The sequence below is a fragment of the Candidatus Wallbacteria bacterium genome (assembly GCA_028687545.1).
GTDB lineage: Bacteria > Muiribacteriota > JAQTZZ01 > JAQTZZ01 > JAQTZZ01 > JAQTZZ01.
On sequence record JAQTZZ010000005.1, the window covers coordinates 23,870 to 47,477 of the forward strand.

At 49.8% G+C, this 23,608-nt stretch carries 24 protein-coding genes; 15 read left to right on the plus strand and 9 right to left on the minus strand.

All coding sequences use genetic code 11. From position 1 onward, the window contains the following. Nucleotides 1-14: 14 nt before the first annotated feature. The 4 genes from PHW04_03400 to PHW04_03415 all read right to left on the minus strand — a co-directional run bounded on the left by PHW04_03400 (nt 15) and on the right by PHW04_03415 (nt 3,764). Nucleotides 15-764, minus strand: a complete 750-nt coding sequence (locus tag PHW04_03400) for an enoyl-CoA hydratase/isomerase family protein (GenBank protein MDD2714924.1) — start codon at nt 762-764, stop codon at nt 15-17. After that, nucleotides 754-2,289: a radical SAM protein gene (locus PHW04_03405; protein MDD2714925.1), complete on the minus strand. Its 1,536-nt coding sequence runs from the start codon at nt 2,287-2,289 to the stop codon at nt 754-756. The genes PHW04_03400 and PHW04_03405 overlap by 11 nt, the downstream gene beginning before the upstream one ends. After that, nucleotides 2,286-3,281 (minus strand): GNAT family N-acetyltransferase, encoded by a 996-nt coding sequence (locus tag PHW04_03410; protein MDD2714926.1) that lies wholly within the window; start codon nt 3,279-3,281, stop codon nt 2,286-2,288. The genes PHW04_03405 and PHW04_03410 overlap by 4 nt, the downstream gene beginning before the upstream one ends. A 123-nt stretch (nt 3,282-3,404) precedes the next feature. Further along, entirely contained in the window at nt 3,405-3,764 is a 360-nt protein-coding gene (locus tag PHW04_03415) for a DUF6431 domain-containing protein (GenBank protein MDD2714927.1), read from the minus strand. 194 nt (nt 3,765-3,958) lie between these two features. Here PHW04_03415 and PHW04_03420 point away from each other — a divergent pair, with 194 nt between their 5' ends. After that, on the plus strand, nt 3,959-5,674 hold the full coding sequence (locus tag PHW04_03420) for an ATP-binding protein (GenBank protein MDD2714928.1): 1,716 nt from the start codon (nt 3,959-3,961) through the stop codon (nt 5,672-5,674). Nucleotides 5,675-5,701: 27 nt separating this feature from the next. On the opposite strand, the gene PHW04_03425 is transcribed toward PHW04_03420, so the two are convergent. Further along, nucleotides 5,702-6,403 carry a hypothetical protein gene (locus PHW04_03425; GenBank protein MDD2714929.1) on the minus strand — a complete coding sequence of 234 codons (702 nt, stop codon included), beginning with the start codon at nt 6,401-6,403 and terminating at the stop codon, nt 5,702-5,704. Nucleotides 6,404-6,579: 176 nt separating this feature from the next. Here PHW04_03425 and dapB point away from each other — a divergent pair, with 176 nt between their 5' ends. The 14 genes from dapB to PHW04_03495 all read left to right on the plus strand — a co-directional run bounded on the left by dapB (nt 6,580) and on the right by PHW04_03495 (nt 17,520). After that, nucleotides 6,580-7,335, plus strand: a complete 756-nt coding sequence (gene dapB, locus PHW04_03430; protein MDD2714930.1) for a 4-hydroxy-tetrahydrodipicolinate reductase — start codon at nt 6,580-6,582, stop codon at nt 7,333-7,335. Beyond that, nucleotides 7,328-8,212, plus strand: coding sequence for a 4-hydroxy-tetrahydrodipicolinate synthase (dapA, locus tag PHW04_03435; GenBank protein MDD2714931.1), 885 nt, complete (start codon nt 7,328-7,330; stop codon nt 8,210-8,212). The genes dapB and dapA overlap by 8 nt, the downstream gene beginning before the upstream one ends. After that, nucleotides 8,209-9,027 (plus strand): diaminopimelate epimerase, encoded by an 819-nt coding sequence (gene dapF, locus PHW04_03440; protein ID MDD2714932.1) that lies wholly within the window; start codon nt 8,209-8,211, stop codon nt 9,025-9,027. Before dapA ends, dapF begins: the two co-directional genes overlap by 4 nt. Before the next feature lie 105 nt (nt 9,028-9,132). Further along, nucleotides 9,133-9,447: a metalloregulator ArsR/SmtB family transcription factor gene (locus tag PHW04_03445; protein ID MDD2714933.1), complete on the plus strand. Its 315-nt coding sequence runs from the start codon at nt 9,133-9,135 to the stop codon at nt 9,445-9,447. A gap of 35 nt (nt 9,448-9,482) precedes the next feature. After that, nucleotides 9,483-10,784, plus strand: a complete 1,302-nt coding sequence (locus tag PHW04_03450; protein MDD2714934.1) for a permease — start codon at nt 9,483-9,485, stop codon at nt 10,782-10,784. Nucleotides 10,785-10,846: 62 nt separating this feature from the next. After that, nucleotides 10,847-11,077 (plus strand): thioredoxin family protein, encoded by a 231-nt coding sequence (locus tag PHW04_03455; protein ID MDD2714935.1) that lies wholly within the window; start codon nt 10,847-10,849, stop codon nt 11,075-11,077. 19 nt (nt 11,078-11,096) lie between these two features. Beyond that, nucleotides 11,097-11,567, plus strand: a complete 471-nt coding sequence (locus PHW04_03460) for a thioredoxin family protein (GenBank protein MDD2714936.1) — start codon at nt 11,097-11,099, stop codon at nt 11,565-11,567. After that, entirely contained in the window at nt 11,568-12,272 is a 705-nt protein-coding gene (locus PHW04_03465; GenBank protein ID MDD2714937.1) for a cytochrome c biogenesis protein CcdA, read from the plus strand. It abuts the gene before it with no gap. 76 nt (nt 12,273-12,348) lie between these two features. Beyond that, nucleotides 12,349-13,164, plus strand: a complete 816-nt coding sequence (locus PHW04_03470) for a hypothetical protein (protein ID MDD2714938.1) — start codon at nt 12,349-12,351, stop codon at nt 13,162-13,164. A gap of 9 nt (nt 13,165-13,173) precedes the next feature. After that, on the plus strand, nt 13,174-14,391 hold the full coding sequence (locus PHW04_03475; protein MDD2714939.1) for an ABC transporter permease: 1,218 nt from the start codon (nt 13,174-13,176) through the stop codon (nt 14,389-14,391). Between the two features lie 10 nt (nt 14,392-14,401). Then, nucleotides 14,402-15,073: an ABC transporter ATP-binding protein gene (locus PHW04_03480; protein ID MDD2714940.1), complete on the plus strand. Its 672-nt coding sequence runs from the start codon at nt 14,402-14,404 to the stop codon at nt 15,071-15,073. A gap of 69 nt (nt 15,074-15,142) precedes the next feature. Continuing rightward, entirely contained in the window at nt 15,143-16,201 is a 1,059-nt protein-coding gene (gene arsB / locus PHW04_03485; GenBank protein MDD2714941.1) for an ACR3 family arsenite efflux transporter, read from the plus strand. Between the two features lie 30 nt (nt 16,202-16,231). After that, nucleotides 16,232-17,020: an arsenite methyltransferase gene (locus PHW04_03490; GenBank protein MDD2714942.1), complete on the plus strand. Its 789-nt coding sequence runs from the start codon at nt 16,232-16,234 to the stop codon at nt 17,018-17,020. 14 nt (nt 17,021-17,034) lie between these two features. Beyond that, on the plus strand, nt 17,035-17,520 hold the full coding sequence (locus PHW04_03495) for a tetratricopeptide repeat protein (GenBank protein MDD2714943.1): 486 nt from the start codon (nt 17,035-17,037) through the stop codon (nt 17,518-17,520). A 37-nt stretch (nt 17,521-17,557) separates the two neighbouring features. Here PHW04_03495 and PHW04_03500 read toward each other — a convergent pair whose 3' ends face one another. The 4 genes from PHW04_03500 to kdpB are packed head-to-tail and all read right to left on the minus strand — an operon-like array spanning nt 17,558 to nt 23,602. Beyond that, nucleotides 17,558-18,241: a response regulator transcription factor gene (locus PHW04_03500; GenBank protein ID MDD2714944.1), complete on the minus strand. Its 684-nt coding sequence runs from the start codon at nt 18,239-18,241 to the stop codon at nt 17,558-17,560. A gap of 3 nt (nt 18,242-18,244) precedes the next feature. Beyond that, nucleotides 18,245-20,938, minus strand: a complete 2,694-nt coding sequence (locus PHW04_03505; protein MDD2714945.1) for a sensor histidine kinase KdpD — start codon at nt 20,936-20,938, stop codon at nt 18,245-18,247. Continuing rightward, entirely contained in the window at nt 20,935-21,507 is a 573-nt protein-coding gene (gene kdpC, locus PHW04_03510) for a potassium-transporting ATPase subunit KdpC (protein MDD2714946.1), read from the minus strand. Before kdpC ends, PHW04_03505 begins: the two co-directional genes overlap by 4 nt. Before the next feature lie 10 nt (nt 21,508-21,517). After that, entirely contained in the window at nt 21,518-23,602 is a 2,085-nt protein-coding gene (gene kdpB / locus PHW04_03515; protein MDD2714947.1) for a potassium-transporting ATPase subunit KdpB, read from the minus strand. Between the last annotated feature and the right edge of the window lie 6 nt (nt 23,603-23,608).

Here is a 23,608-nt window from a genome sequence, read left to right on the forward strand (position 1 = left end):
TTTACCTTCCACTATTATTTACTGATAAATTTATTGACTCTTTCCCTGAACTCAGGTTGATTCAGGCAATCCCTGAAGCAATGGCTCTCGGATTCGAAGTTAAGATAGTCGCCGTGCGAAAGGGCTTTCTTGGCCAGCCTCAGGGCATAGAGCGGACTTTTCGCAAGCGGAGCGGCAATTTCTTCGGCCGTCTTCAGCAGAACCTTGTCAGGAACTACCCTGTCGGCCAGCCGGGAGGCCAGGGCTGTCGCAGAATCCATGATTTCACCGGTCAGGATCATTCTTCTCGCTATGCCCGGCCCTACTCTCAGTGGTAGAAGCTGAGTTCCTCCGGCTCCGGGAATCAAGCCCAGCGTTATTTCCAGGAGACCGAATCTGGCGGATTCTCCGGCCAGGATGTAATCGCAGGCCAGAGCCACTTCCAGGCCTCCTCCCAGAGCGTGGCCTGAAACAGCAGCGATAGTCAGCTGCGGGATTTCAGACAGGCTGCGCATGAATCTGCGGCCGTTTTCCAGGAAATTGTGCACAAGTTCAGGCTCCTGATCGATTCTGGCGAATTCGTTGATATCAGCTCCTGTGATAAAGTTTGAACCGCTGCCTGAGAGGATCAGAGCCTTGATCGTTGCGCTGCCCCTGATTTCAGAGGTCAGCTGCAGGAGCTCGTCTGTCATGAGGCTGTTAATGGCATTGCCCTTTTCAGGTCTGTTGAAGATCAGATGTCCGATATGTCCTGCTTCCCTGAAAAGCAGTGTTTCAAATTTCATCGCTCTTCTCCCTGCATTTTTGGATTTCCCGGCTGAAGAAATTCATGTCCCTTTCCTTCAGCTTTGTAGAATGTTCGAGATAAACGGTATTCGGATCCTTTTTCAATAGATCTGCCATCAGATAAACCTCGTCCGAGACTCTGCTGATGCCGTGATCATACAACTTGCGGCTGATATCTCCGCAGATTTTCGAATAATCGAGAAAGGATTTCCCGCTTGAATGCTTGTAAAAATCCGCGGGATAAGTCCATTTATCAGGGTCCTGAATATGCTCAACCCGCATCGTCATCATGGCTTTTTTCCATAAAGGGTTCAGAACATAGCCATGCCGCTCAGGGTGGGCAGTCAGTTCAGTGCGGGGAAAAGGCGCGATCGGAACAGAAGGCACTGAGTCCGGCCTGACCCTGAGGATGAAATCCACTGTGGATTTGAGGCTTTCTTCAGATTCGCCGGGATTGCCTACCATGATGCTGGCGATCGCCTTGATCCCGGCTTTTTTGGTTCCCAGGATCACTTCTTCCAGATCTTCCCTGGTGTTCCTCTTGTTGAGCCTGCCCAGCACCCTGTTGTCCGCTGATTCCAGACCGAAGAAAATGGCCAGACAGCCGGCTAGTTTCATCCGTTCGAGAAGATCCTGCCTTCCCTTGAGCTCATGGGCTTCGGAAAAGCAGGACCAGGTCAGTGCCGGAAAATCTGTTCTGGTCAGGATTTCGGAAGTGAAACTCTCGATCAGCTCCAGGCTGAGCATGGAAGAAGTGACCCGGAAATGCGAGACTCCGAATTTCTGATGATCGCTCTTCATCGAATCCACTACTTTCCGGATGTTGCGGGGACGGATCCCATGGCCTGACATTGCTTCATGGCCGCACATGATGCAGCGGTTGAAGCAACCTCTGGAGAGATCCAGCATCAGAATCGGCCACATCCCTTCCTTTTGTCCATACAGACTCCAGTCAGGAAGCGGGGAGACAGACTCATCGGTGAGATCGTGGAAAATCTGCGGGGCTCCGCGCCGGATGCTGCCGCCCTCGACATAGAGGGCTCCAGCGATCTCTTTTTTTTTCCGCCTGCCTGCAAGATGCTCCAGCAGTTCCAGCATCGGTTTTTCACCTTCGCCGAGCAGCAGCATGTCAAAGACTGGCTTGTCGTTTCCAGTTATTTCAGGCAATGTGCGCAAAAAATCTTCCTCGAACCAGGTGGCGTGATACCCTCCACCAACCACGAAAAGTGCCGGGAATCTCCTGCGCAGTTTTTGCAGGATGACAGCAGTGTCCTGATAAGCGTTGAACCAGGTGGTAATTCCGAGTACATCGGGCAGGTCCTGCTCGAATTCCGCGATCAGATAATCTGTGAGTGAGTGCTCGTCCGGGCATTGGCTGAAAATTTCCGGCCTGTTAAGGTCGAGCACTTTAGCGGAATGCCCGTGATTCCTGCAAAGCGTTGCCAGGATCGCAGGACCGGGATTAGGGATGAAATTATCTGAGTGCTGCGGATAACCTGAGTAGGAAAGAAATACAATCTTCAATCTGCGGCTCCTTTATGGGTGAATTCTTTCTGGACCTTTGAGACTATTTCAGCCACTGCTTCGTCGCGGCTGTAAGCTTCATTGTGAACCATCCTGAAGCAATCGAACCTTAATCCGTCCTTTAGGAACCAGCCAGGCAGAAAAACAAACCGTCTGAATCCGATTTTTTCCAGATCTGCGATCAGATCCGACTTATCGGCCAGCACGTCCAGCTCTATGTATTTCGCATCAGCCATTTCCGGAATTGATTCCTGAGAGTCAGGGTTGAATAGATCAATCAACAGTTGCAAAGGATTGTCTGAAACGATTTTTCCGATGGACAGGCTTTCTTCATCAGAGCTGTAAGAATAGTGGACTATTCCTGAGCGCAGTGTGCAGCACCTGTCTGTATAGCAATCTGCCATGCAGGCTGAAGGATAGGGATAACTTCTGTTTTCCAGAGACAGGCTGTCCAGAATATCCATCAGATATGAATTCTGATGATAAAGGTTATGATCCGGTGCCCTTCTTTTTTTAGAAAAACCTTGGGAGATTTTAATGAAAAAAGGGTGATTCTCACGGCGCTTTCCGGCCAGCCTGTGCTTCCCGGGCAGATAGCCGCAAAGAGTCAATCCGAGCTTTTCGCCTGCTGCGGAGATCCCGACTTTTTCCCTCATCGTGTAATAGACAAGTTCGTAATCCCTGGAACCTGCTTCTTCCCAGATCGCTTCATGCAGGAGAGTGGCGATCCCCAGTCCACGCTGATCGTGGTCTATCACTACCCTGCCGCCTTCATAAGTCCGATTGCTGGGATTCAGAAGACCCAGCATGGTGCCTACCACTTTCTCACTGTCCAGAGCCAGTTTCCAGATCAGATCAGGTTTGTTCATCTGTTTGCGGATCAGTTCAGGGACTGTAAATTCCCTGTGAGGATAATAATTTCCGTACTGTCTGTGATAAACTGCGGAAATCTGTTCTGCATGCACAGGTTCAGCTTTGATGATCTTGATCATGAAATTAATGATATCCGCCCTTTTCCGGGTTTCAACGCAAAAAAAAGGTGGAGTGCCTGAAAGCCTTTATTTGCAAGGGCAATACGGCATAAATATCCCGGCACAATTCTCTGTTGAAGGATCTTATGCATCTTTGAATTCCTTGGAAAACCGCCTGAACCAGTGCAACTGCCGTTGATGGCTGAAATTTTTTTCCCAGCGATTGAGGTTTGATTTCTTCAACATGCTGCATAGCATGTCTGCTTTGCTGGCCAGCATTCCCGGGAAATGATCGTCTGGTCTCAGGGTATGGATTGAGCCGCATTTCACACACTTGTATCGCTTAAGGAACACGGGTTTCTGGATTTCTTCGAAATATCTTTTCACAAATCCATGGGACCAGAGCTCCCCACCGCATCCGGGACATGGGCCTGGAACATCCCAGGGATAGTTTTTTCCCAGTTCAATCAGATTCTTTAAATCCATAGTTACGCTGATAATCATGATCGCACCGCCTTTATTTATATAATCTACCTGATAAGAGTTCTTTTGGAATCCCCTAAAATGGTTGTTTTCGAAGAAATAAATGGTTGGAAGCAGGCAAGAAAAATATAACTTGCAATTTGAGGATAATAATTATAATAATTAGAATATAGAGTTTGCAGAAAATTAAATGAGATAAAAAAATAGAATCAAGCATGTCTGTAAAATGGGAAACCCCTTTTAAATCCTCATCGCCTGTCCTCAGCTCATCTCAAACCATTGCTCTTCTGTCCTCACTTGTCCTGGAACATGCGCCTTGCGGGATCCTGGTTTACGACGAGTCCGGTCAGTGCGTGCTGGCCAACCCTGCCATTGCCGCAGCCATTGGAGCCACAATAGAGCAGGTCAAGGCCCAGAACTTCAGAAATCTCGAATCCTGGAAGAAATCCGGATTGCTGGAGCTTGCGGAATCAGTCCTTGCGACAGGCAATCCAAGCGCAAAAGTCGTGCAGCTGATCTCCTCTTTCGGAAAACAAGTCTGTCTGGACTGCCGCTTCGTGCCGTTCCAGGCTGAGAAAAAGAGGTTTTTAACCCTGATCGCCAATGACGTTTCTGAGAAAGAACGATTGCAGGCCGCTGTTCTGACTGCAGAAAAAAAAACTTCCAGGGATCTTCGGAAACTTGTGAAAATCCGCACGCGCAGGGTGAGAAACAAGGCGCAATGCCTCCAGATAAGCAATGAAAAATTGAATCTGGCCATCAAGGACCTGTCTAAATCCAACCAGGAATTATTGCAATCCCAGAAGCTTGAAGCAATCGGAATTCTTGCCGGCGGAGTAGCCCATGATTTCAACAACAGCCTGATGGTGATACAGTGCAATGCGTCCCTGCTCAAACATTCGAACAATCAGGCACGGGATTGTCCGGAACGTCTCGGTGAAATCGAATCTGCCTGCATCAAGGCCGCTGAACTCACCAGACAGCTTCTGATCTTCTCCAGCAAGCAGGAAATGCGGGAGGAAATCGTCGATCTCAACAGCCTGCTGCGCAAACTGTTGAAAATGCTTTCCAGGCTGATTGGTGAGAATATCAAGCTGAAAATGCTGCTCTGCCCGCAATCAGCCGCTTTCAAGGGTGACCCCTTTCAGGCTGAACAGGTGGTTGTGAACCTCATCATCAATTCCAGAGACGCGATGCCGGAAGGTGGAAACATTCTGATCAAAACAGAAATTGTGCAGATCTCGGCCGCGGATTGCACCAGATGCCGTATCCCGACTCCGGGCGAATATATCATACTCACAGTCTCGGATACAGGTTGCGGCATCCCGGAAGAATTGATAGACAGAGTTTTCGAACCTTTTTTCACAACCAAGCCTGAAGGCAAGGGTACAGGTCTCGGCTTGCCTGTAGTTTACGGCATAGTGAACAGGCACAATGGCGTCATCAATGTCAAAAGTCAGGTGGGCCAAGGAACTGCTTTCCAGATCTTCCTGCCTGCAGTCCCGATGATATCAGGCAATTCCCTGAAAAAGGATCCGGAAAAGATCGAGCAGGGTAAAGGTGAGCGGATTCTCCTGATCGAGGATGATCCCGATATTTTGAAGATGTTTTCCATGCTCCTAACTCTCAATGGATATCAGGTAAAAACCGCGACTTCCCTGAAAGAAGCTGAGGTAATTTTTAAAAATGAGTTCGGGGATTTCAGGCTGCTGGTTTTAGACATGATGCTTCCGGACGGCAACGGATTAGCCCTCGCCAAAAGGTGTAAATATCAGAACCCAAGATTGAAGGTAATCTTCATCAGCGGATATTTCGACCAGGAGAAGATCAGGCTTGAGGAGATCAAAGCCAAGGGGTTCAGATTCATTTCGAAACCCTGCGAGGTTGAAAAAATGCTGAAAACTATCAAAGAGGAACTGCAGCCTCGGTGACTCCCACTTCGCAGGGAGGTTTTCTTCTCACCACAATTTGATCACATGCGGGAATTTCCAGTAAGCCTGGGTAAAGGCGCTTGCGGACGGGATGATGAAATCCCTGGGCGAGGTTTCAGATTTCAATTGATCAACTGGAACTCCGGTCTTGAGGGATGTGGCTGCCAGTGCCGCCTGGACTGCGCGCTGCGTACCCTGGCTGCAGGCATCCATGGCCTGGGAAGTGCTTCCGTATGATCCAAGGCAGACTTCGTAAAAATATTTGATTCTGGGTGGTTCCTGAACTCCGGGCTGCACCGGAATATTCTGCCAGACATATACATTGACCACTGCAAGAACGGTCAGGCCGGGCATCAGGCGGACCGGACCCTTCCAGATCTGAGGGTAGACCGGCTGATAGGTGAATTCCAGCCTGTATTTTCCCGGGTCCCCAAAGGCGTTGATCGTATAAGTGGCTTTGCGGATGGCGTCCTGGATCACAGTATCTTTGACTGCTATGGCGTCGAGGATAGCCTGATCCCTGGTGACTGAAGGCGCAGGAACACTCTCAGGGATCGGCAGTTCGTCGCCCGGCTGGGTCCAGTTCGCATATGAAGGCCTGGAAAATACGACATTCACTATCCCGGTGTAACTGACACCAGGTATGACCGGGTCCATGGTGATCGCGAAACAGGACTTGCTGAAGAAAACCAAGCCGGCCAGGGCAATGATTTTAAAATTTAAATTCATAGTCCACCTCATTCTGTATTCTGTATATTATTAATAAAATTATACCCGGAAACATTGTTTTTTCAAGCACAGGGGCCAGCCCAGCCAGTAATCTGGTCAGTCCCATGGAAATGTCTGCACATGGATTAAAAAGAGATAATCCGATAACATTTAGAGATAAAATCAGAGGAGTATTTATGAAAGTCGCAATTGTCGGATATGGCGGCATGGGACATGAAGTGGAAAAGATCCTGAAAACCAGGGGCCATAAATATATCACTATTGATGTCCAGGATAATACAGCCCAATTCAAGGAACTGAAACCTGAAACTTTAAGCGGGATTGAGGCAGCGATCGATTTTACACTGCCCAAATCAGTGCTCGAAAATGTGAAAACTTACGCCTCAGCAGGGACCAATGTTGTGATCGGCACAACAGGATGGGGTGAGCATCTTCAGGAAGTGAAAAAAATCGTATCTGAAGCAGGCACAGGCATGATCTGGTCCTCAAATTTTTCAGTAGGCGTGAATCTTTTTTATCAGATGGTGGAAGCAGCTGCTCAGATCGCGGACAATGTTCCGGAGTATGATGTGTTCTTACACGAGTTACACCACAACAGAAAACAGGACAGCCCAAGCGGAACGGCCAAGACGCTTGCCAACCTGCTGCTGAAAAATATCAGGAGAAAGAAAAAGGCTGTCTATGACAAGCTGGACCGCAGGATTGAACCGGACGAGCTGCATGTTTCCAGCACCAGGGGCGGGTTTGTGCCTGGTACGCATATTGTCAGTTTTGACAGTGAAGCTGATACGATAGAACTAAAGCATACAGCCAGAAGCCGCCAGGGATTCGCGCTTGGCGCAGTGCTGGCTGCTGAGTTCATCAAAGGGAAAAAAGGCTGCTTTGAAATCGGGGATCTGATGGAGAACATAGTAAGGAGGACCCATGTTTGAAGGCGCAACCACTGCTCTGATCACGCCGTTTCTGAAAAACGGGGAAGTGGATTACGAAGGATACAGGAAGAATCTGCTTTTCCAGATCAAATCCGGGATCAACGGACTGCTGGCACTCGGCACTACCGGAGAAACGCCGACGCTCGACGAGGAAGAACAGGAAAAGCTGATCAGAATCACTGTGGAAGAGGCAAAAGGAAAGGTACCTGTAATGGTCGGGACAGGGACCAATGATACAGCCAAAAGCATCAGGCGCAGTGAAATTGCTGAAAAACTTGGTGCAGACGCAGTGCTGGTAGTCACGCCTTATTACAACAAGCCGACTAATGAAGGCCTGTTCAGGCATTTCAAGGCTGTTTCGGATTCGATCGGGATTCCGATTTTCGTTTACAATATCCAGGGGAGGACAGGCAAAAACATTGAAACCCCTGTGCTGAAGAGAATCGCCGAAATCAAGGGCGTGGCTGGAGTCAAGGAGGCATCAGGAAATGTGGCCCAGATGTCCGACGTGATCGAGCAGATCGCCAGGAAAAAATCGTTCACAGTAGTTTCCGGCGATGACGGACTGACCCTGCCGCTGATGTCTCTAGGCGGGAAAGGCGTGATTTCAGTAATCAGCAACGCGATTCCGGCACAGGTTGCCGAATTCGTGAGATTCGGGCTGAGCGGCGATTTCACCAATGCAGCCAGAATGCATTATGAGATTATCATGCCAGTCACCAGGATCGCCTTTATCGAGACCAATCCTGTGCCGATCAAATACATCTGCGGAAGGCTGGGCCTGGCTTCAGGAACCTACAGGCTGCCCATGTGCGATCCTGAGGAAGCGTCCAGAAACAGGATCGATTCAGTGCTCAGGGAGCTGAAACTGATATGAAGTTCGTAAAAATGCATGGATTAGGCAATGATTTCATTATATTAGACGGCATTTCTCAGGCTCTGCCGGAAAATCTGCCTGATTTTTCACGGGCTGCTGCTGACAGGCATTTCGGGATAGGGTGCGATCAGGTGATAGTGATCGAAGAAGGCCATAAGGCTCCTTTCCGCCTTTCCTTTTACAATGCGGACGGATCGCAGGCTGAAATGTGCGGCAATGGGACGAGATGCGCTGTCCGCTACCTGAAATCAGTTAAACTGCTCAAAGCAGAGGAAGTGGAGCTGGAGACCAGGAAACGGAGATTAAAAGCCTGGATCAGGGGCGACAGGGTCAGGGTCGATATGGGGAAGCCGCTGTTTAAAACTGCGGACTGGTATTTTGACGAGGAACGTGTGATCGGCAAAGAAGTGCTGATCGAAGGCGAAATGTACAGAATCACCCTGGTTTCGATCGGAAACCCTCATTGCGTCATTTTTCAGGATTTAGCGGTAAATTTCGAGATACAGCTGGCTGGTCCGAAAATTGAAAAATCTGAATATTTTCCGAATTCCATTAACGTCGAATTCATAAAAGTCATCAATGACGATGAGATCAGGATGCGGGTCTGGGAGCGGGGCACAGGCGAAACCCTGGCCTGCGGATCAGGTGCCACAGCTGCGGCGGTAGCCTCGAATCTCAACGGCTTCACAGGGAAGAAGGTTCTTGTGCACCTCAATGGCGGAGACCTGGAAGTGGAATGGGCAGAGGACGGCCATGCTTACCAGACCGGCCCTGCGGAATTCGTCTTTGAGGGGAAGCTGAAAGATCTTCGTTAGATCCCCAGAAGCAATCAAGTTGTAAAGCTGCCAATTCGATTCAGCAATAAAACATTCTTGACAAGTGATTGGCTATTTGGCAAAATAGAATAATAGAGGGGCGATATGAAACAGAAAAAAATTCCCCGGAAATATGAAACAAGAGCCAGAATTCTAAAAGCTCTCGGTCATCCTACCCGCCTGTTCATTGTAGATACTCTAAGCAAGGAACAAAAATGCGTCTGCGAACTGACTGAACTTGTAGGCGCAGATATTTCAACTGTTTCCAGGCACCTTTCGATACTCAAGGAAGCAGGCATACTCAGAATTGAAAAAACTGGGAACCAGGTGTTTTACGAAATCGTCTGCCCGTGCATTATGGAGATTTTTCCCTGCATTGAAAAGACTTTGAATGAAAGACTGAAAGACGAAGAGATGTAAAACAAGTTTTACTGTTACTAAAATCAGGAGGCAGGATGGACTGGAAAGAAGAATTCAAAACACTGCTCATCATCACAACAGTATTTTTAGTTTGTTTTTTTCTTCCTGTCGGTTCACCCAGATTTGACAATGCCCTGAACGAAGGTTTGCAGCTGGTGCGGTGGTATAGCCGTGAACATGTGATACTCTGCCTGCTGCCTGCATTTTTCATTGCAGGCGGTATCGCTGTTTTCGTATCCCAGGCCTCAGTGATGAAGTACCTTGGTGCGCGGGCCAATAAGACACTGGCCTATGGAGTAGCAGCTGTGTCAGGCACGATCCTGGCTGTCTGCTCCTGCACAGTTCTGCCGCTGTTTGCCGGTATTTATAAAATGGGAGCTGGTCTTGGCCCTGCCATCGCATTTCTCTATTCAGGCCCTGCCATCAGCGTCTTGGCGATCATCATGACTGCCAGGATACTGGGCCTGGAGATCGGGATCTGGCGTGCTGCCGGAGCAATCATTTTTTCCATAGTAATCGGCTTGATCATGCATTTCATATTCAGGGCTGAAGAGAACCTGAAAGTTGAAGCGCAGATGGCTTTGCCTGAACCTGAAGCAGGCAGGCCTTTATGGCAGACTGCGTTTTTCTTCTTTCTGCTGTCAGGGATACTCATTTTTGCCAACTGGGCAAAACCCATGGAAGAAACCGGAACCTGGCACGCGATTTTCATGATTAAATGGCTGATCACAAGCATTCTGTCCGCAGCGCTGGGATTTGTTTTAGTCTTATGGTACGGCTGCAGAACCTGGAAAATTATACTCACTGCAGCTATAGTGACTATGCTGCATTTTCTGTTTCCGCCTGAACCTCTGATCCCTTTTGCAGCAGGTGTGATCGGACTGGCGCTGATCACTGCGACAACCGCAGGAGAGGCAGAACAGTGGTTCGCGGAAAGCTGGGGTTATGCCAAGTTGATCATGCCGCTGCTGCTGGGTGGTGTTTTCATCTCAGGCCTGCTGCTGGGAAGGCCAGGTACTGAAGGATTGATTCCATCGGCCTGGATCGCCACTTCGGTTGGCGGTAATTCCCTGCTGGCGAACTTTGTTTCATCAATCGTCGGTGCTTTCATGTACTTCGCCACATTGACAGAAGTGCCGATCGTGCAGGGATTGCTGGGAAGCGGCATGGGGAAAGGGCCGGCTCTGGGTCTCCTGCTCGCTGGCCCGGTGCTTTCCCTGCCTTCGATGCTCGTGATCCAGAGTATACTCGGCACGAAAAAAACAGTCGTATTTGTGAGCCTGGTAGTAATCATGGCTACGATTACGGGAATGCTGTTCGGGGCAGTGGCAAGGTAAATAATGCAGGGGCGGAACCCCGTTTCCGTCCGATCCTGAGGTTCATTGAAAGGAGACAGGCTATGAAAATCCAGATCCTGGGCACAGGCTGCCCGAAATGCAGGAAACTGGCTGAGAACGCTGAGCTGGCCGCCAAAGAACTGAAGCTTGACTATCAGATGGAAAAAGTCACAAAGCTGGACGAGATCATGAATTTCGGAGTGATGATCACGCCAGCGCTGGCGATCGACGGGCAGGTGAAATCAGCGGGGAAAGTACTGACAACTGAAGAAATAAAAAAAATGCTGGGCTGACCGGCAGGGAGGGAATATTTTGAAAAACATCGGACTTTTCGCTGCTTTGATTTTATTTTCAGCATCAACTATTGCCTGGGCAGGTTGCTGCGGAGGTGGAACATGCGAGGTTAAATCCGGAGCCACCTGCGAGACTGCTGTACCTGCAGCTATGGTTTCTACCAGTGAAATTGCTGTCAGCAATGTAGGGGCACAGCATGCTGTGCCCCTACTAGTCGACCTTGGCGCAAAGACATGCATCCCCTGCAAGATGATGATGCCTGTGCTGGAAAACCTGAAAAAAGACTATGCAGGCAGTCTGGAAGTCGTATTCATCGATGTCTGGGAAGACAGGTCTGCAGGCGAAAAATACGGCGTCAAGCTGATCCCTACCCAGATTTTCTTTGATCAGGACGGAAAAGAACTGTTCAGGCATGAGGGATTTTTCGCCAGCGAGGAAATTCTGGCAAAATGGAAATCATTAGGAGTCAGTTTAAAAGGGCAGAAATGAATGATTGAAAAGATTTTCATCAACATGACCCAGGCTTTATACGGGTCATGGGGTCTGGCCCTGACAGCTGCGCTGGGCTGGGGAATGCTCAGCGTGCTGCTTTCGCCCTGCCATCTTTCCAGCATTCCATTGATTATCGGATTCATCAGCGGGCAGGGAAGGTCAACCACTGGCAAGGCTTTCAGGATGTCGCTTGTTTTCTCTCTGGGGATTCTGGTTTCGATTGCCGTGATCGGCGCAGTAACGGCCGGGCTCGGGAGAATGGCCGGGGATTTGGGGAAATGGGGAAATTATGCGGTGGCAGCCGTGTTTTTCGTTGTCGGTCTCTACCTTCTTGGCTGCCTGCCCTGGCTGTCGAACATCTCAGGAGCTGCGCCCAGAGCGCTTGGCTCCGGATACAGCGGTGCTTTTCTGCTGGGTTTGATTTTCGGCGTGGCGCTCGGGCCATGCACTTTCGCATACATGGCTCCGATTTTAGGGCTGGTGTTTCAGTACGGGTCTACAAACCCGTTGTTCGCCTTTGGCCTGGTTTTTGCTTACGGCCTCGGCCATTGCGGTGTGATCGCTGTAGCAGGCGGCTCTGCAGGCCTGGTGCAGAAGTACCTGGATTTCGGGGAAAAATCGCGGGCTCTGGATCTTTTTAAAAAAGCCTGCGGACTCTTAGTGATTGCCGGAGGAGTCTACCTGATCTATACAGTAAGATGACTGGTTTTCTTAACATTGCGGTTTTTGCTGTTTGATTTAAATGGATTACAGAGAAGTTTATGGGAGAGGAGAAGATATGTATTCAAACTGGGTGAAACTTATTACCTTGCTTCTGGTTGTTTTTTGGGGTGTCTGTTCCGGATGGGCAGCTGATTCAGGGAAAACAGGGGAATCATCCATTTCTCAGGTTTCTGGTACTGTGGAGATTGCTGCAGGTCCAGGAATGGCAGCTGTTCAAAAGGCTTCTAGTGCTGGAAAATACCTTTTCGCCTTTTTTTTTAGTGAAGATACTGATGAAGTGAAGCGATTAAGGGAGGTTTTCCTGACTGCAGCTAAAACTGCTGCTGACCGGGCCAACAGTGTCGAGATAAACATAAAAGATAGTGCAGAGATTTCTGTTGTAAAGAAATTCGGAGTGGATCGTGCTCCAATGCCTCTGGTGCTGGTGCTTGCTCCTAACGGTGCTGTTACCGGAGGATTTCCTACTAAATTCAATTCAGAACAAATCCTGGGATCATTCGTTTCCCCCTGCATGGAAAAATGTCTCAAAGCCCTGCAGGATCAAAAACTGGTTCTGCTCAGCGTCCATAATTCCAAAACTAAATCTAATGATGCTGCGATGAAAGGAGTTTCAGATTTCATTAGTGATCCCCTTTATTCGGCAGCTACAGTGAACATAATTTTAGATCCGGCAGATACCAGAGAAATCAGTTTCATGACTCAGCTCAAGATTGAATATAAGGGCGGAGAAGCTGTGACAGTGTTTCTCGGCCCTCCGGGAGCTGTGATAGCTGCATTTCCCGGAGCAACTGATAAAGATATGCTGGTCAAAGCGCTCACTGCAGCCATGTCATCCTGCGGTTCTGGCTGTGGCAGCGGTGGATGCAAATAGGTGATTTGAATGCTGCTGAAAACTTTGGTTAGAAGAGAGCTGTTCGAACGCAGGAGTCAGTTGCTGACGAGCTTCTTCGCTATCCTTCTGGGAATCACAGCTGTTGTTTCCATCAGGAATGTATCTTTTTATTCTGAAAAAGCTGTGGCACTTGAACTTGACGCACTGGGTGCCAATATTCTGGTGTTGCCGAAATCCGCCTCAGTTCAGGATTACTACAGCGCAGACATGCAGAACGATACTTTTCCTGAGGAATACGTGACCAGGCTGACGACTTCTGATCTGCAGGGGTTGGACAATCTCTCTCCAAAGCTCTCCACCCGTGTGGAGGTTGGTGGGAACATTGTCACAGTGACTGGAATCCTTCCCAAGAGCGAGTTTCAGGCCAAAGCTGCCTGGCAGGGAGCTGGGATCTTCATGCGACCTCAAGGTTGCGGCACAGTGATCACAACTTCCGGACAGAGTGAAGCCTCCAAAAAGGCGTTAGCACGGAAAAGAACCATTGACACTTTTGACGAACATGAGGCGCTGGTTGGGGCTGACGTTGCTTCCAGGTTGCGTGTTGTTCAGAGTGGGAATCTGACTCTCTTTGGCGAAACCTTCACAGTGTCCACACTTCTCCCTCAGACAGGGACAGTGGATGATGCACGGGTTTTTATCCATCTGCACACCCTGCAACGATTGCTGAACAAAGGAACAGTTCTCAATGCAATTGAGATCGTAGGCTGCTGTAACGAAATCTCCAAAGGTCTGGTGCAGAAAATAAATGGGTTGCTCCCGGAAGCCAAAGTGATGACCATCAATCAGGTTGTAGATACACAGATCAGGACCAATCGCCTGATGGCGCAGCTTTCAACGATTTTCATAGGCATCATAGTTCTGCTGGGCGGAGCGAGTATCGCTAATTACATGTATGCCAATGTGTTTGAGCGCAGGCGTGAAATCGGAACATTGATGGCTATGGGAGCCACTTCTTCTCTGGTGATGAGGCTGTTTTTGCTTAAAGCTTTTTTTCTTGGAATAGCGGGCGGTGCAGGAGGATACCTGCTGGGAACTTTACTGGCAGTGATAATTGGTCCTGAAATAGCCGAGATCCCGGTTCTGCCCATGCCGATTCTGGCTGTCTGGAGCATCGGCTTATCAGTGCTGATCACAATGTGTGCAAGTTATTTTCCTGCCAGGCGTGCTGCAGGGCTTGATCCCTGTACAGCGCTTCAGGAGGTATGAAGTGTATAAAATGGAGCAGGTTTGTTTAGAATACAGGCGGCGCGGAAAAACTGTCAATGCCTTGCAGGATGCGAATCTCGAAATTTGTGATGGCGATTATCTGTCGATTGTAGGTCCCAGCGGCAGCGGGAAGAGTACACTGCTTTTGACGCTAGGAGGAATGTTGACTCCTACAAAAGGACGCGTAATGGCTGGCAGCGAATCTTTATACGATCTTGCTCCTGTCAAAAGGGCACAGCTGCGCAGGGAGAAAATCGGATTTGTTTTTCAGACTTTCAACCTGATCCCTTATTTAACAGCATTGGAAAATGTCCAGGTCCCATTGTTACTGGCCGGCGCTTCGGAAGCAAGGCAGCAGGAAAGAGCAAAGCAGCTTCTGGAAAGACTGGGTTTATCAGACAGGCTGGATCATAAACCAGGGGAACTCAGTGTCGGGCAGCAGCAGAGAGTAGCGCTGGCGCGGATGCTGGCCAATGAACCGTCTCTGATACTTGCTGACGAACCAACAGGCAATCTGGACCCTGATACTGGAAAAGAAGTCCTGTCTTTTCTGGAGCAGCTCAATGCAGAGGGCAGGACAGTTGTAATAGTAACTCACGATCATGCAGCAGCAGAGAGAGCTAAGAAAAGGCTCAGACTTGAAAACGGGTTCGTTCACCCTGTGGAAAAGGGGAATATTTGAATCGATCTACCACATTTTAAAGTATTTCAGATGCAGAATTTATACAAAACAGACTGGAAGGAGCATTAAATGGAACAGACTGCAAAGCGCCTGAATTTTTTTGAAAGGTATCTGACGCTGTGGGTGCTGGTCTGCATGCTGGTCGGGGTGGGATTCGGCAAACTGCTGCCCGGCGCAGTGACTGCCTTGAGCAGGATCGAATTCGGCGAGGGCTCGCAGGTCAATGTGCCGATTGCGATCCTGATCTGGCTGATGATCTATCCGATGATGCTGAAAATCGACTTCGGTTCACTCCTGGGAGTCACTAAGAAACCGAAAGGCCTGCTCGTGACTCTGTTTGTCAACTGGCTGGTCAAGCCTTTCAGCATGGCCTTTTTTGCCTGGGTGTTCATTCAGCACTTGTTTTCAGCATGGATCGACACTGAAATGGCCAGAAACTACACTGCAGGCCTGATCATCCTGGCTGCCGCACCCTGCACAGCCATGGTCTTTGTCTGGAGCTATCTCACAGACGGAGACCCTGCCTATACGCTTGTCCAAGTGGCAGTAAATGACCTGATCATGCTGGTCGCCTTTGCCCCGATCGTGATGTTCCTATGTGGCGTGGCAAATGTGATTGTCCCTTCTAAAGTGCTGATCACTTCAGTGGTGGTGTTCATCGTGATCCCCCTGGCTGCCGGATTTATTACACGTACGGCTCTTTTGAAAACGCATGGAAAAGACTGGTTCGAACAGAAATTCCTGCCAGTATTCCATCCGGTGACTGTTGTGGCATTACTGGCGACACTGGTGCTGATTTTCGCCTTCCAGGCAGAGAATCTTACAACCAGATGGTTCTCAGTGTTCCTGCTGGCAGTGCCGATCATGGTCCAGGTATATTTCAATTCAGGACTCACTTATCTGCTGATGCGCATGTTCAGGGTGCCCCACAATGTGGCATCCCCTGGCGCGCTGATCGGCGCTAGCAATTTTTTCGAGCTCGCAGTGGCTGTGGCAATCACACTCTTTGGGCCCGGATCAGGCGCAGCCCTGGCCTGCGTGGTAGGCGTGCTGGTGGAAGTGCCTGTGATGCTGTCTGTCTGCGGAATCTGCAACCGTTCACGCAGCTGGTATGCAGGCGGAATTTGATGATAAAATCTACCGGATTTGGAGGAAATCATGAGCAAAAAGTCAGTCAGGGATTCAGCTGACAATCTGAGAGACCAGGTCAGGGAAAGATATGCGGGGATAGTCAAGAAGAGCGGCTGCTGCTGCGGCTCTGATTGCGGGACTCCTGACCCGGAAGCGATTTCAACGGCACTCGGGTATGATAAAAATGAACTCGAATCAATTCCTGAGGGGGCAAATCTCGGCCTGGGCTGCGGCAATCCGCAGGCAATTGCAGACCTCAAGCCAGGCGAGACAGTGCTTGACCTTGGCTCAGGCGCAGGATTTGACTGTTTCCTGGCAGCACGTGCAGTTGGACCTGAGGGGCATGTAATCGGTGTGGATATGACCTCTGAAATGCTTGCCAAAGCCAGAGAAAACCTGAAAAAGAGCAAGCTCTCGAACGTGGAATTCAGGCTGGGGGAGATTGAGCATCTACCTGTAGCTGACAATTCTGTAGAAGCGATCATCTCCAACTGCGTGGTTAATCTTTCACCCGACAAGTTTGCTGTTTACTGTGAAGCACATCGGGTATTGCGGGCAGGCGGCAGGATCGCGATTTCAGATGTGGTGGCCTTGAAGCCGCTTACAAAGAAGCTGAAATCAGATCTGGACACTTACGGCGGCTGTGTGGGTGGTGCTGCTCTGGTCAGTGAAATCAAGGAGATGCTTGAAAAAGCCGGATTCGTGAAAATCAGGATCAGTGTCAATGAAAAAAGCCGTGAATTCATCAAAGACTGGTTCCCTGGCAGCGGAGCCGAAAACTATGTGGCATCAGCGACGATCGAAGCTGTGAAATAACCTCCGGGAAAAATATGGATACCACGTTAGAAAATGCTCTGAGATTAAGAAGTGAAGGCAAGCTGGAGGAGTCCAGGGATTTGTTGATCGGTCTTCTCTCGAATGATCCTCGAAATCCCGCTCTTTGTTATCAGTGCGGCTGGGCCTGCGACTGCCTGGGACTGGAAAAAGAAGCTGTGCCTTTTTATGAAAATGCCATCAGGTATGGACTGTCCGGAGCTGACCTGAGAGGAGCGTACCTTGGCCTTGGCAGTACTCTGCGCTGCCTGGGAAGGTACGACGAATCGTTGAAATATCTGCAGGAAGGGATCAGGCATTTTCCGGAAGACAGAGCTTTGCAGGTATTCCTTTCCCTGACTCTTTACAATTTAAACCAAAATAATGAGGCCACCAGGATTCTGCTTTTGAATCTGATTGAAACAACTGGTGATCAGAACATCCGTTCATATGAGCGGGCTCTGCGTTTTTATGCGGATAAGCTTGATCAGAAATGGGATTGAACAATGTTCAGGCTGAGTTTGACCAAAAATCCGGAATTCAGATCACATCCAGACGATAGCCCACCCCATGTTCTGTTACAATCCTGCCTTTTAAATCAGGGTGGATTTCGAGCTTCCTGCGCAACTGGCTGATGTAGATCCTCAGGTAATGCGAGTTTTCCACAGCATTTGGCCCCCAGACTTCCTTCAGCATCTGGGTCTGGGTTACAATCTTTCCGGCATGTCTGACCAGAATTTTCAGAATATCGAACTCAGTGGCGGTAAGCTTGACTTCGTTGCAGTCGAGCATTACTGAGCGGGTGTTGAAATCAACACACAGCGGACCATAAGTGAAGGTCAGGTCATCTTTCAGACTGGCTCCATGCCGCAGGGCTACCCTGACTCTGGCCAGTAGCTCTGTCATACTGAAAGGCTTGACCATGTAGTCGTCCGCACCTGAATCCAGAAGAGTTTCCTTGTCTTTGTCGGAATCATGCACTGTGAGAATTATCACGGGAACCGAGGAAGATCCGCGGATCGTTTTTAAAACTTCCAGGCCATTGGTATCTGGAAGCTCCAAGTCCAATATCACCAGGTCAGGGTGATGGTCTGCCGTACATTTGATCCCTTCCCGCCCGTTTTTTGCAGTAATGACTTTGTACTGAGCAGCGAGGCTTATTTCCAGGAAACGGCGGATGGCTTTTTCATCGTCTATCACCAGAATTTTAGCACCATTAGGCATAGATTACTCCTCAGAACCAAGATTCGGTTGTTTCTCCAGAGGAAGGCTGATCATGATCTCAAGTCCTCCTGCTTGCCGGTTATGAGCTTCGATTGTCCCTCCATGCATTTCGATCACGCTCCTGGCAATGCTGAGCCCCAGCCCTGTGCCACCTGACGAAGTACCAGGCACACGGTAAAACTTGTCGAAAACTGAAGGCAGATGGTCTTCCGGAATTCCAGGCCCATTGTCCGCAATTGTCATTATAATATACTCTTCTTTTTCAAATGCGGATATCTCGATGCAGGAATCCTCTGGTGTATATTTAGCGGCATTAATCAACAGATTGGTAAGTGCTGATTCGAACAGCGAGAAGTCGATTCTGGCAAAAGGAAGATCCTTTGCGATATTCTGCCTGATCTGATGGCCTTTCAGAAATTTGTCCAGCTTGGTCAGGCTTGTGTCGATGATCTCCCTTAAATCATTCCAGTCCAGCTTCAAATTGATTACACCTGAGTTTAAACGTGACATGTCCAAAATGTTGTTGACTTCACGGTTAAGCCGTTCGACTGATTCCCCCAGTTCTTCCAGAATCTGAGCGCGCAGTTCTGAATCCTTAAAGGACTGCTCATTTTCCAGTACGGAAGTCAGACCTATGATAGCGGTAAGCGGGGTCTTGATTTCATGAGAAATGCAATCCAGAATTGTCTGGTGCAGCCGTTCTGACTCCTTCAGGCGTTCGGATTCCCGGACCTTTTCCTTGAGAAGATCGCGTTCCAGGTATGCCGAACACTGCCAGGCAATTGCAGCCAGAAGGTTTTTTTCGTCGATCGTAAACGGCCTTTTCGGATTATGCGGACTGAGAGAAACTACTCCCAGAACGTCAGTGGGTCCTTTCAGAGGAAAATAGATGGCATTGGCCCGTGACAGGGTATCTGTGGACCAGCCTGCAGGCCGGTTGTTGTCGAACGACCACTGGGCCACTGCCCATTCTTTTGGATCGGAAAGCCAGCTGGAAAACGGCACAGGTATTTCTTCAAGTCCTCTGTCGGCTTTTTTATATATGATGGAACAAGCACCATCAAAGTGAGTCCCGAGCTTTACCGACAGTTTCTGCAGACATTCTATCCGGCCGGCGGCTTGAGCAATGATCTCCACGATTTCAAACAGCAGTTCGGTCCTGGCTTCCCTGGACTGAAGGAGAAGTCTGTTTTTTCGGATGCGATTGGCGAGAACTGCTGTGATAATTGCTGTAAACCCATAGGCGATGCACATCATGATATCTTCTGTTTTGAAAATGAAGAAAGTAAAAGTCGGCGGAATAAAAATGTAATTCCACAAGGTGGCGCTTAAAACAGCAGAGAGCAGAAGAGGTCCCAGGGTGGAGAAAGACCCGATGAACATGATTGCCAGCAGATAGACAAAACCAATCGACTGATAAGTGAAGAATCTCATCAGGAAGGAATTAAGCATGGTGATGGCTGCGATGATCAGAAGTGCTTTTAAATAATCACTGCCTGTAGCTGTCAGCAGCCAGATCCCCGGATATCTGGTCGCCGGTAGAGAGCGGGTGATCTTATGTTCACGCAATACGTGGATATCGATGTTGGTTTCCTTGACCAGGCGGTCCAGCAGGGTCCCGCCTGTGATCAGATTTCTGATCCAGGTGCTTCTCGGCCTGCCTACTATGATCTGCGACACATTCTGCTGCTCTGCGATGCGTTTGAGAGCCAGAACTATATCAGTGTCCGAAGTCGTGATGATCCTGGCGCCAAGGCTTCTGGCAAGTTCAAGATTTTTTGAAAGCCTGGTCTTTTCCTCGTCGTTTAAAACAACACCGCTGTCTATGTTGGCGGCGACCCAGGGCATTTCCGCTGCAAAAGCTAACCGTCTGGCCGCCCTGACCAGTTTCTGCGAGTGCGGGCTGTGGCTGACAGCGACCATCAGCGCTCCTCTGCCGGCTGTGGATGCATTGTGTCCTTCGGATATTGCCAGGGTCAGCAATTCGTTGCTGACGACTTCTCCAGTGATTTTTAGAGCCAGCTCCCGCAAGGCAGTCAGTTTTTCAACTTTGAAAAAATTTTCAGTGGCAATGGCTGCCCGCTCGCCTAGATAGACCTTTCCTTCTCTGAGCCGGTCCAGCAATTCCGCTGGAGTGATGTCCACAAGTTCGATCTGAGTGGCCTGCTCCAGAAGGGAGTCAGGGACCGTTTCATTTACTCTGATTCCTGTGATCGATTCCACGTCTTCGTTGCGGCTCTCGATATGCTGGACATTCAAGGAACTGAATACATCGATCCCGTTGTCAAGGATTTCCAGTACATCCTGCCAGCGTTTTTCATGCCTGGAACCCGGGGCATTGGTATGGGCAAGCTCGTCCACCAGCACCACTTGAGGCCTGCACGCAAGCACTGCGTCTATGTCCAGTTCCTCAAGAGTCATCCCGCGGTATTCGGTTTTCTTACGCGGGATTATCCTAAGATTGGCGAGCAAGGCCTGAGTTTCAGTTCTGTCGTGGGTTTCCACCAGAGCGACTGCCACATCCAGGCCGGCTTTGCGCAGTTGATGCGCCGCCTGCAGCATGGCATAAGTTTTACCGACACCCGCAGACATGCCGAAAAAGATGCGCAACTTTCCCAGCTGCTTCTGTTTCTCCGCCTGCCTGATCGAATCAAGCAGAAGCTGCGGATCAGGCCTGGTTTCATCGCTGAAGGTCATTTGATTCCTTCCAGAGCCAGATTCAGTTTCAGGACATTGATCCTCGGCTCACCTAAAATATCCAGAGTGCGTTCTTCAGCCGTCTCCCTGATCAAGCCGAACAGTCTGTCAAGACGGGACTTGTCAAAACATCTTGCCGCTGCCACGCGGCCGGCCTGCAGGATTGCTGACCTGACACTGATGTGTGGATCAAGCCCGCTTCCAGACGAAAAGAGCATTTCCGTAGGGACGGTTTCCGAAGCAGGCAGCGAGTTGGCGGCGCTGAATTTCCCTGAATTGAGTGTCATCTGGTCGGATAAGGCCTGACCGGCAATTGGCAAGTTACTTCCGCTGGAAGGCATAGTGTTGTAATCTGTGGTCGAGGGCCTGGGCCAGAAATAATTCTGTCCTGCAAATTTCTGCCCGATCAAAGTGGAGCCGACGACTGCACCATTCCTGATGATCAGGCTGCCTTCAGCCTGAGACGGGAAAAATGACTGAGAGACCAGTGTGACAAACAGTGGATAACAGAAACCGGTCAATACTGTCAGCATGGAATAGATTATAACTGAAGTCCAGATCTGTTTCATGTTCATCGCCTCACAAGCTTGCAGATGCAATAATCATGTCAATCAGTTTGATCCCGATAAAGGGAACTATGATCCCTCCTGCACCATAGAACAGCAGGTTCCGCTTCAACAGAATTTCAGCCGGTTCTGGTTGATATTCCACTCCTCTCAGAGCCAGCGGGATCAGAGCGATGATGATCAGGGCATTGAAAATCACTGCGCTGAGAATCGCGTTCTGCGGGGAGGACAGATGCATCAGGTTAAGGCCGGCCAAAGGGCCGGTTTTTCCGTTTACCGCATAGAGCGTGGCAAAAAGAGCAGGGATGATCGCAAAGTACTTGGCCACATCATTCGCGATACTGAAAGTGGTCAGTGCTCCGCGCGTCATCAGAAGCTGTTTCCCGATTTCCACGATTTCAATCAGCTTGGTCGGATCGCTTTCCAGATCCACCATGTTGCCTGCCTCGCGGGCAGCTTGAGTACCGGTGTTCATACTCACACCGACATCAGCCTGGGCAAGCGCTGGTGCATCATTAGTGCCGTCTCCGGTCATGGCCACCAGATTCCCTTCCCGCTGTTCCTGCCGGATGCGGGTGAGCTTAGCTTCCGGTGTAGCTTCGGCAATGAAATCATCGACTCCGGCTTCGGCTGCAATGGCTGCGGCTGTCACAGGATTGTCGCCTGTGATCATCACGGTCCGGATGCCCATTCTGCGGAGTCTGGCGAAGCGCTCGCTGATTTCACCCTTTACAATGTCCTTGAGATGGATCAGCCCCAGGGCTTTTCCATTGTCGATCACAGCGAGAGGAGTACCGCCGCTTCCGGCGATTTCCTGATAACTTTCCTCGAGATTCTGAGGGAAAACGCCACCGGATTTAATCAGCTCTCTCTTGATCGCATCTACCGAACCTTTACGGATGCACCGCTTGATTTTGCCGGATTTTTCCATGTCGATTCCGCTCATCTGTGTTTTAGCCGAAAAGGGGATGAAATCTGCATCTGCAGGTTTGAACTCTTCTCCGCGCAGATTGAATTTCCGTTTCGCAAGTATGACGATGGAGCGTCCTTCCGGAGTTTCGTCAGCCATGGAAGCCAGCTGAGAGGCATTCGCCAGCTCTCTGCCGGTAATGCCTGGTGCAGGGATGAAATCGACAGCCATGCGGTTGCCGAGGGTGATGGTGCCTGTTTTATCCAGGAGCAGCACATTGATGTCGCCGGCTGCTTCAACTGCCCTCCCGCTCTTGGCGATCACGTTCTGCCTGATCAGCCGGTCCATGCCTGCAATCCCGATGGCGTTCAGGAGTCCTCCGATGGTTGTGGGGATCAGGCAGACCAGCAAAGAGACCAGCACAGGCACTGTTACAATGGCGGAAAGATCCTGGCCTGCTGAATTTCCGGCATAATCCGCAAAGAATTTCAGAGTCACCACTGCCAGCAGGAAAATCAGGGTCATGGCTGAGAGCAGTATGCCGAGGGCGATTTCGTTAGGAGTTTTCTGGCGCTGCGCTCCTTCGATCAGGGCGATCATGCGGTCGATAAAGCTTTTTCCCGGTTCGGCTGTGATCCTGATCACGATCCTGTCGCTGATTACTCTGGTACCGCCAGTGACTGCGCTCCTGTCGCCTCCGCTTTCGCGGATTACAGGCGCAGATTCGCCGGTAATGGCAGATTCGTCGACACTGGCGATCCCTTCGATCACTTCTCCGTCTGACGGAATAATGTCTCCTGCCTCGCAGACCACCAGGTCGTCTTTTTTGATTTCTGATGACGCGATACGCTCCTCAATGCCCTGTCTCAAAAGCCTGGCATAGACTTCAACCCTGGATCTGCGCAACGATTCGGCCTGTGCTTTCCCACGTCCTTCAGCTACGGATTGTGCGAAGTTGGCGAACAGCACTGTAAACCAGAGCCAGAGGCAGATCTGAATTTCAAATCCTGGAAATCTCCAGCTCAGAATCAAGTGGATGCAGGAAATTGTCGTCAGGATGGCTCCAGCCATGGTCACAAACATCACCGGGTTCCTGTACTGGACTGCAGGATTCAGTTTCCGGAAAGACTCTTTAGCTGCCATCTGCAAAATCGCAGTGTAACTCAGGGAGCTTTCATTTGCGTTCATAGTCAC

What these genes read in the sequence shown, in the direction of transcription:
- PHW04_03470 (MDD2714938.1), top strand. Translation starts at nt 12,349, where the DNA reads ATGTATTCAAACTGGGTGAAACTTATTACCTTGCTTCTGGTTGTTTTT.
- PHW04_03410 (MDD2714926.1), bottom strand. Translation starts at nt 3,281, where the DNA reads ATGATCAAGATCATCAAAGCTGAACCTGTGCATGCAGAACAGATTTCC.
- PHW04_03505 (MDD2714945.1), bottom strand. Translation starts at nt 20,938, where the DNA reads ATGACCTTCAGCGATGAAACCAGGCCTGATCCGCAGCTTCTGCTTGAT.
- PHW04_03475 (MDD2714939.1), top strand. Translation starts at nt 13,174, where the DNA reads ATGCTGCTGAAAACTTTGGTTAGAAGAGAGCTGTTCGAACGCAGGAGT.
- PHW04_03490 (MDD2714942.1), top strand. Translation starts at nt 16,232, where the DNA reads ATGAGCAAAAAGTCAGTCAGGGATTCAGCTGACAATCTGAGAGACCAG.
- kdpC (MDD2714946.1), bottom strand. Translation starts at nt 21,507, where the DNA reads ATGAAACAGATCTGGACTTCAGTTATAATCTATTCCATGCTGACAGTA.
- kdpB (MDD2714947.1), bottom strand. Translation starts at nt 23,602, where the DNA reads ATGAACGCAAATGAAAGCTCCCTGAGTTACACTGCGATTTTGCAGATG.
- PHW04_03455 (MDD2714935.1), top strand. Translation starts at nt 10,847, where the DNA reads ATGAAAATCCAGATCCTGGGCACAGGCTGCCCGAAATGCAGGAAACTG.
- PHW04_03500 (MDD2714944.1), bottom strand. Translation starts at nt 18,241, where the DNA reads ATGCCTAATGGTGCTAAAATTCTGGTGATAGACGATGAAAAAGCCATC.
- dapA (MDD2714931.1), top strand. Translation starts at nt 7,328, where the DNA reads ATGTTTGAAGGCGCAACCACTGCTCTGATCACGCCGTTTCTGAAAAAC.
- dapF (MDD2714932.1), top strand. Translation starts at nt 8,209, where the DNA reads ATGAAGTTCGTAAAAATGCATGGATTAGGCAATGATTTCATTATATTA.
- PHW04_03480 (MDD2714940.1), top strand. Translation starts at nt 14,402, where the DNA reads ATGGAGCAGGTTTGTTTAGAATACAGGCGGCGCGGAAAAACTGTCAAT.
- arsB (MDD2714941.1), top strand. Translation starts at nt 15,143, where the DNA reads ATGGAACAGACTGCAAAGCGCCTGAATTTTTTTGAAAGGTATCTGACG.
- PHW04_03495 (MDD2714943.1), top strand. Translation starts at nt 17,035, where the DNA reads ATGGATACCACGTTAGAAAATGCTCTGAGATTAAGAAGTGAAGGCAAG.
- PHW04_03465 (MDD2714937.1), top strand. Translation starts at nt 11,568, where the DNA reads ATGATTGAAAAGATTTTCATCAACATGACCCAGGCTTTATACGGGTCA.
- PHW04_03425 (MDD2714929.1), bottom strand. Translation starts at nt 6,403, where the DNA reads ATGAATTTAAATTTTAAAATCATTGCCCTGGCCGGCTTGGTTTTCTTC.
- PHW04_03400 (MDD2714924.1), bottom strand. Translation starts at nt 764, where the DNA reads ATGAAATTTGAAACACTGCTTTTCAGGGAAGCAGGACATATCGGACAT.
- PHW04_03450 (MDD2714934.1), top strand. Translation starts at nt 9,483, where the DNA reads ATGGACTGGAAAGAAGAATTCAAAACACTGCTCATCATCACAACAGTA.
- dapB (MDD2714930.1), top strand. Translation starts at nt 6,580, where the DNA reads ATGAAAGTCGCAATTGTCGGATATGGCGGCATGGGACATGAAGTGGAA.
- PHW04_03420 (MDD2714928.1), top strand. Translation starts at nt 3,959, where the DNA reads ATGTCTGTAAAATGGGAAACCCCTTTTAAATCCTCATCGCCTGTCCTC.
- PHW04_03445 (MDD2714933.1), top strand. Translation starts at nt 9,133, where the DNA reads ATGAAACAGAAAAAAATTCCCCGGAAATATGAAACAAGAGCCAGAATT.
- PHW04_03415 (MDD2714927.1), bottom strand. Translation starts at nt 3,764, where the DNA reads ATGATTATCAGCGTAACTATGGATTTAAAGAATCTGATTGAACTGGGA.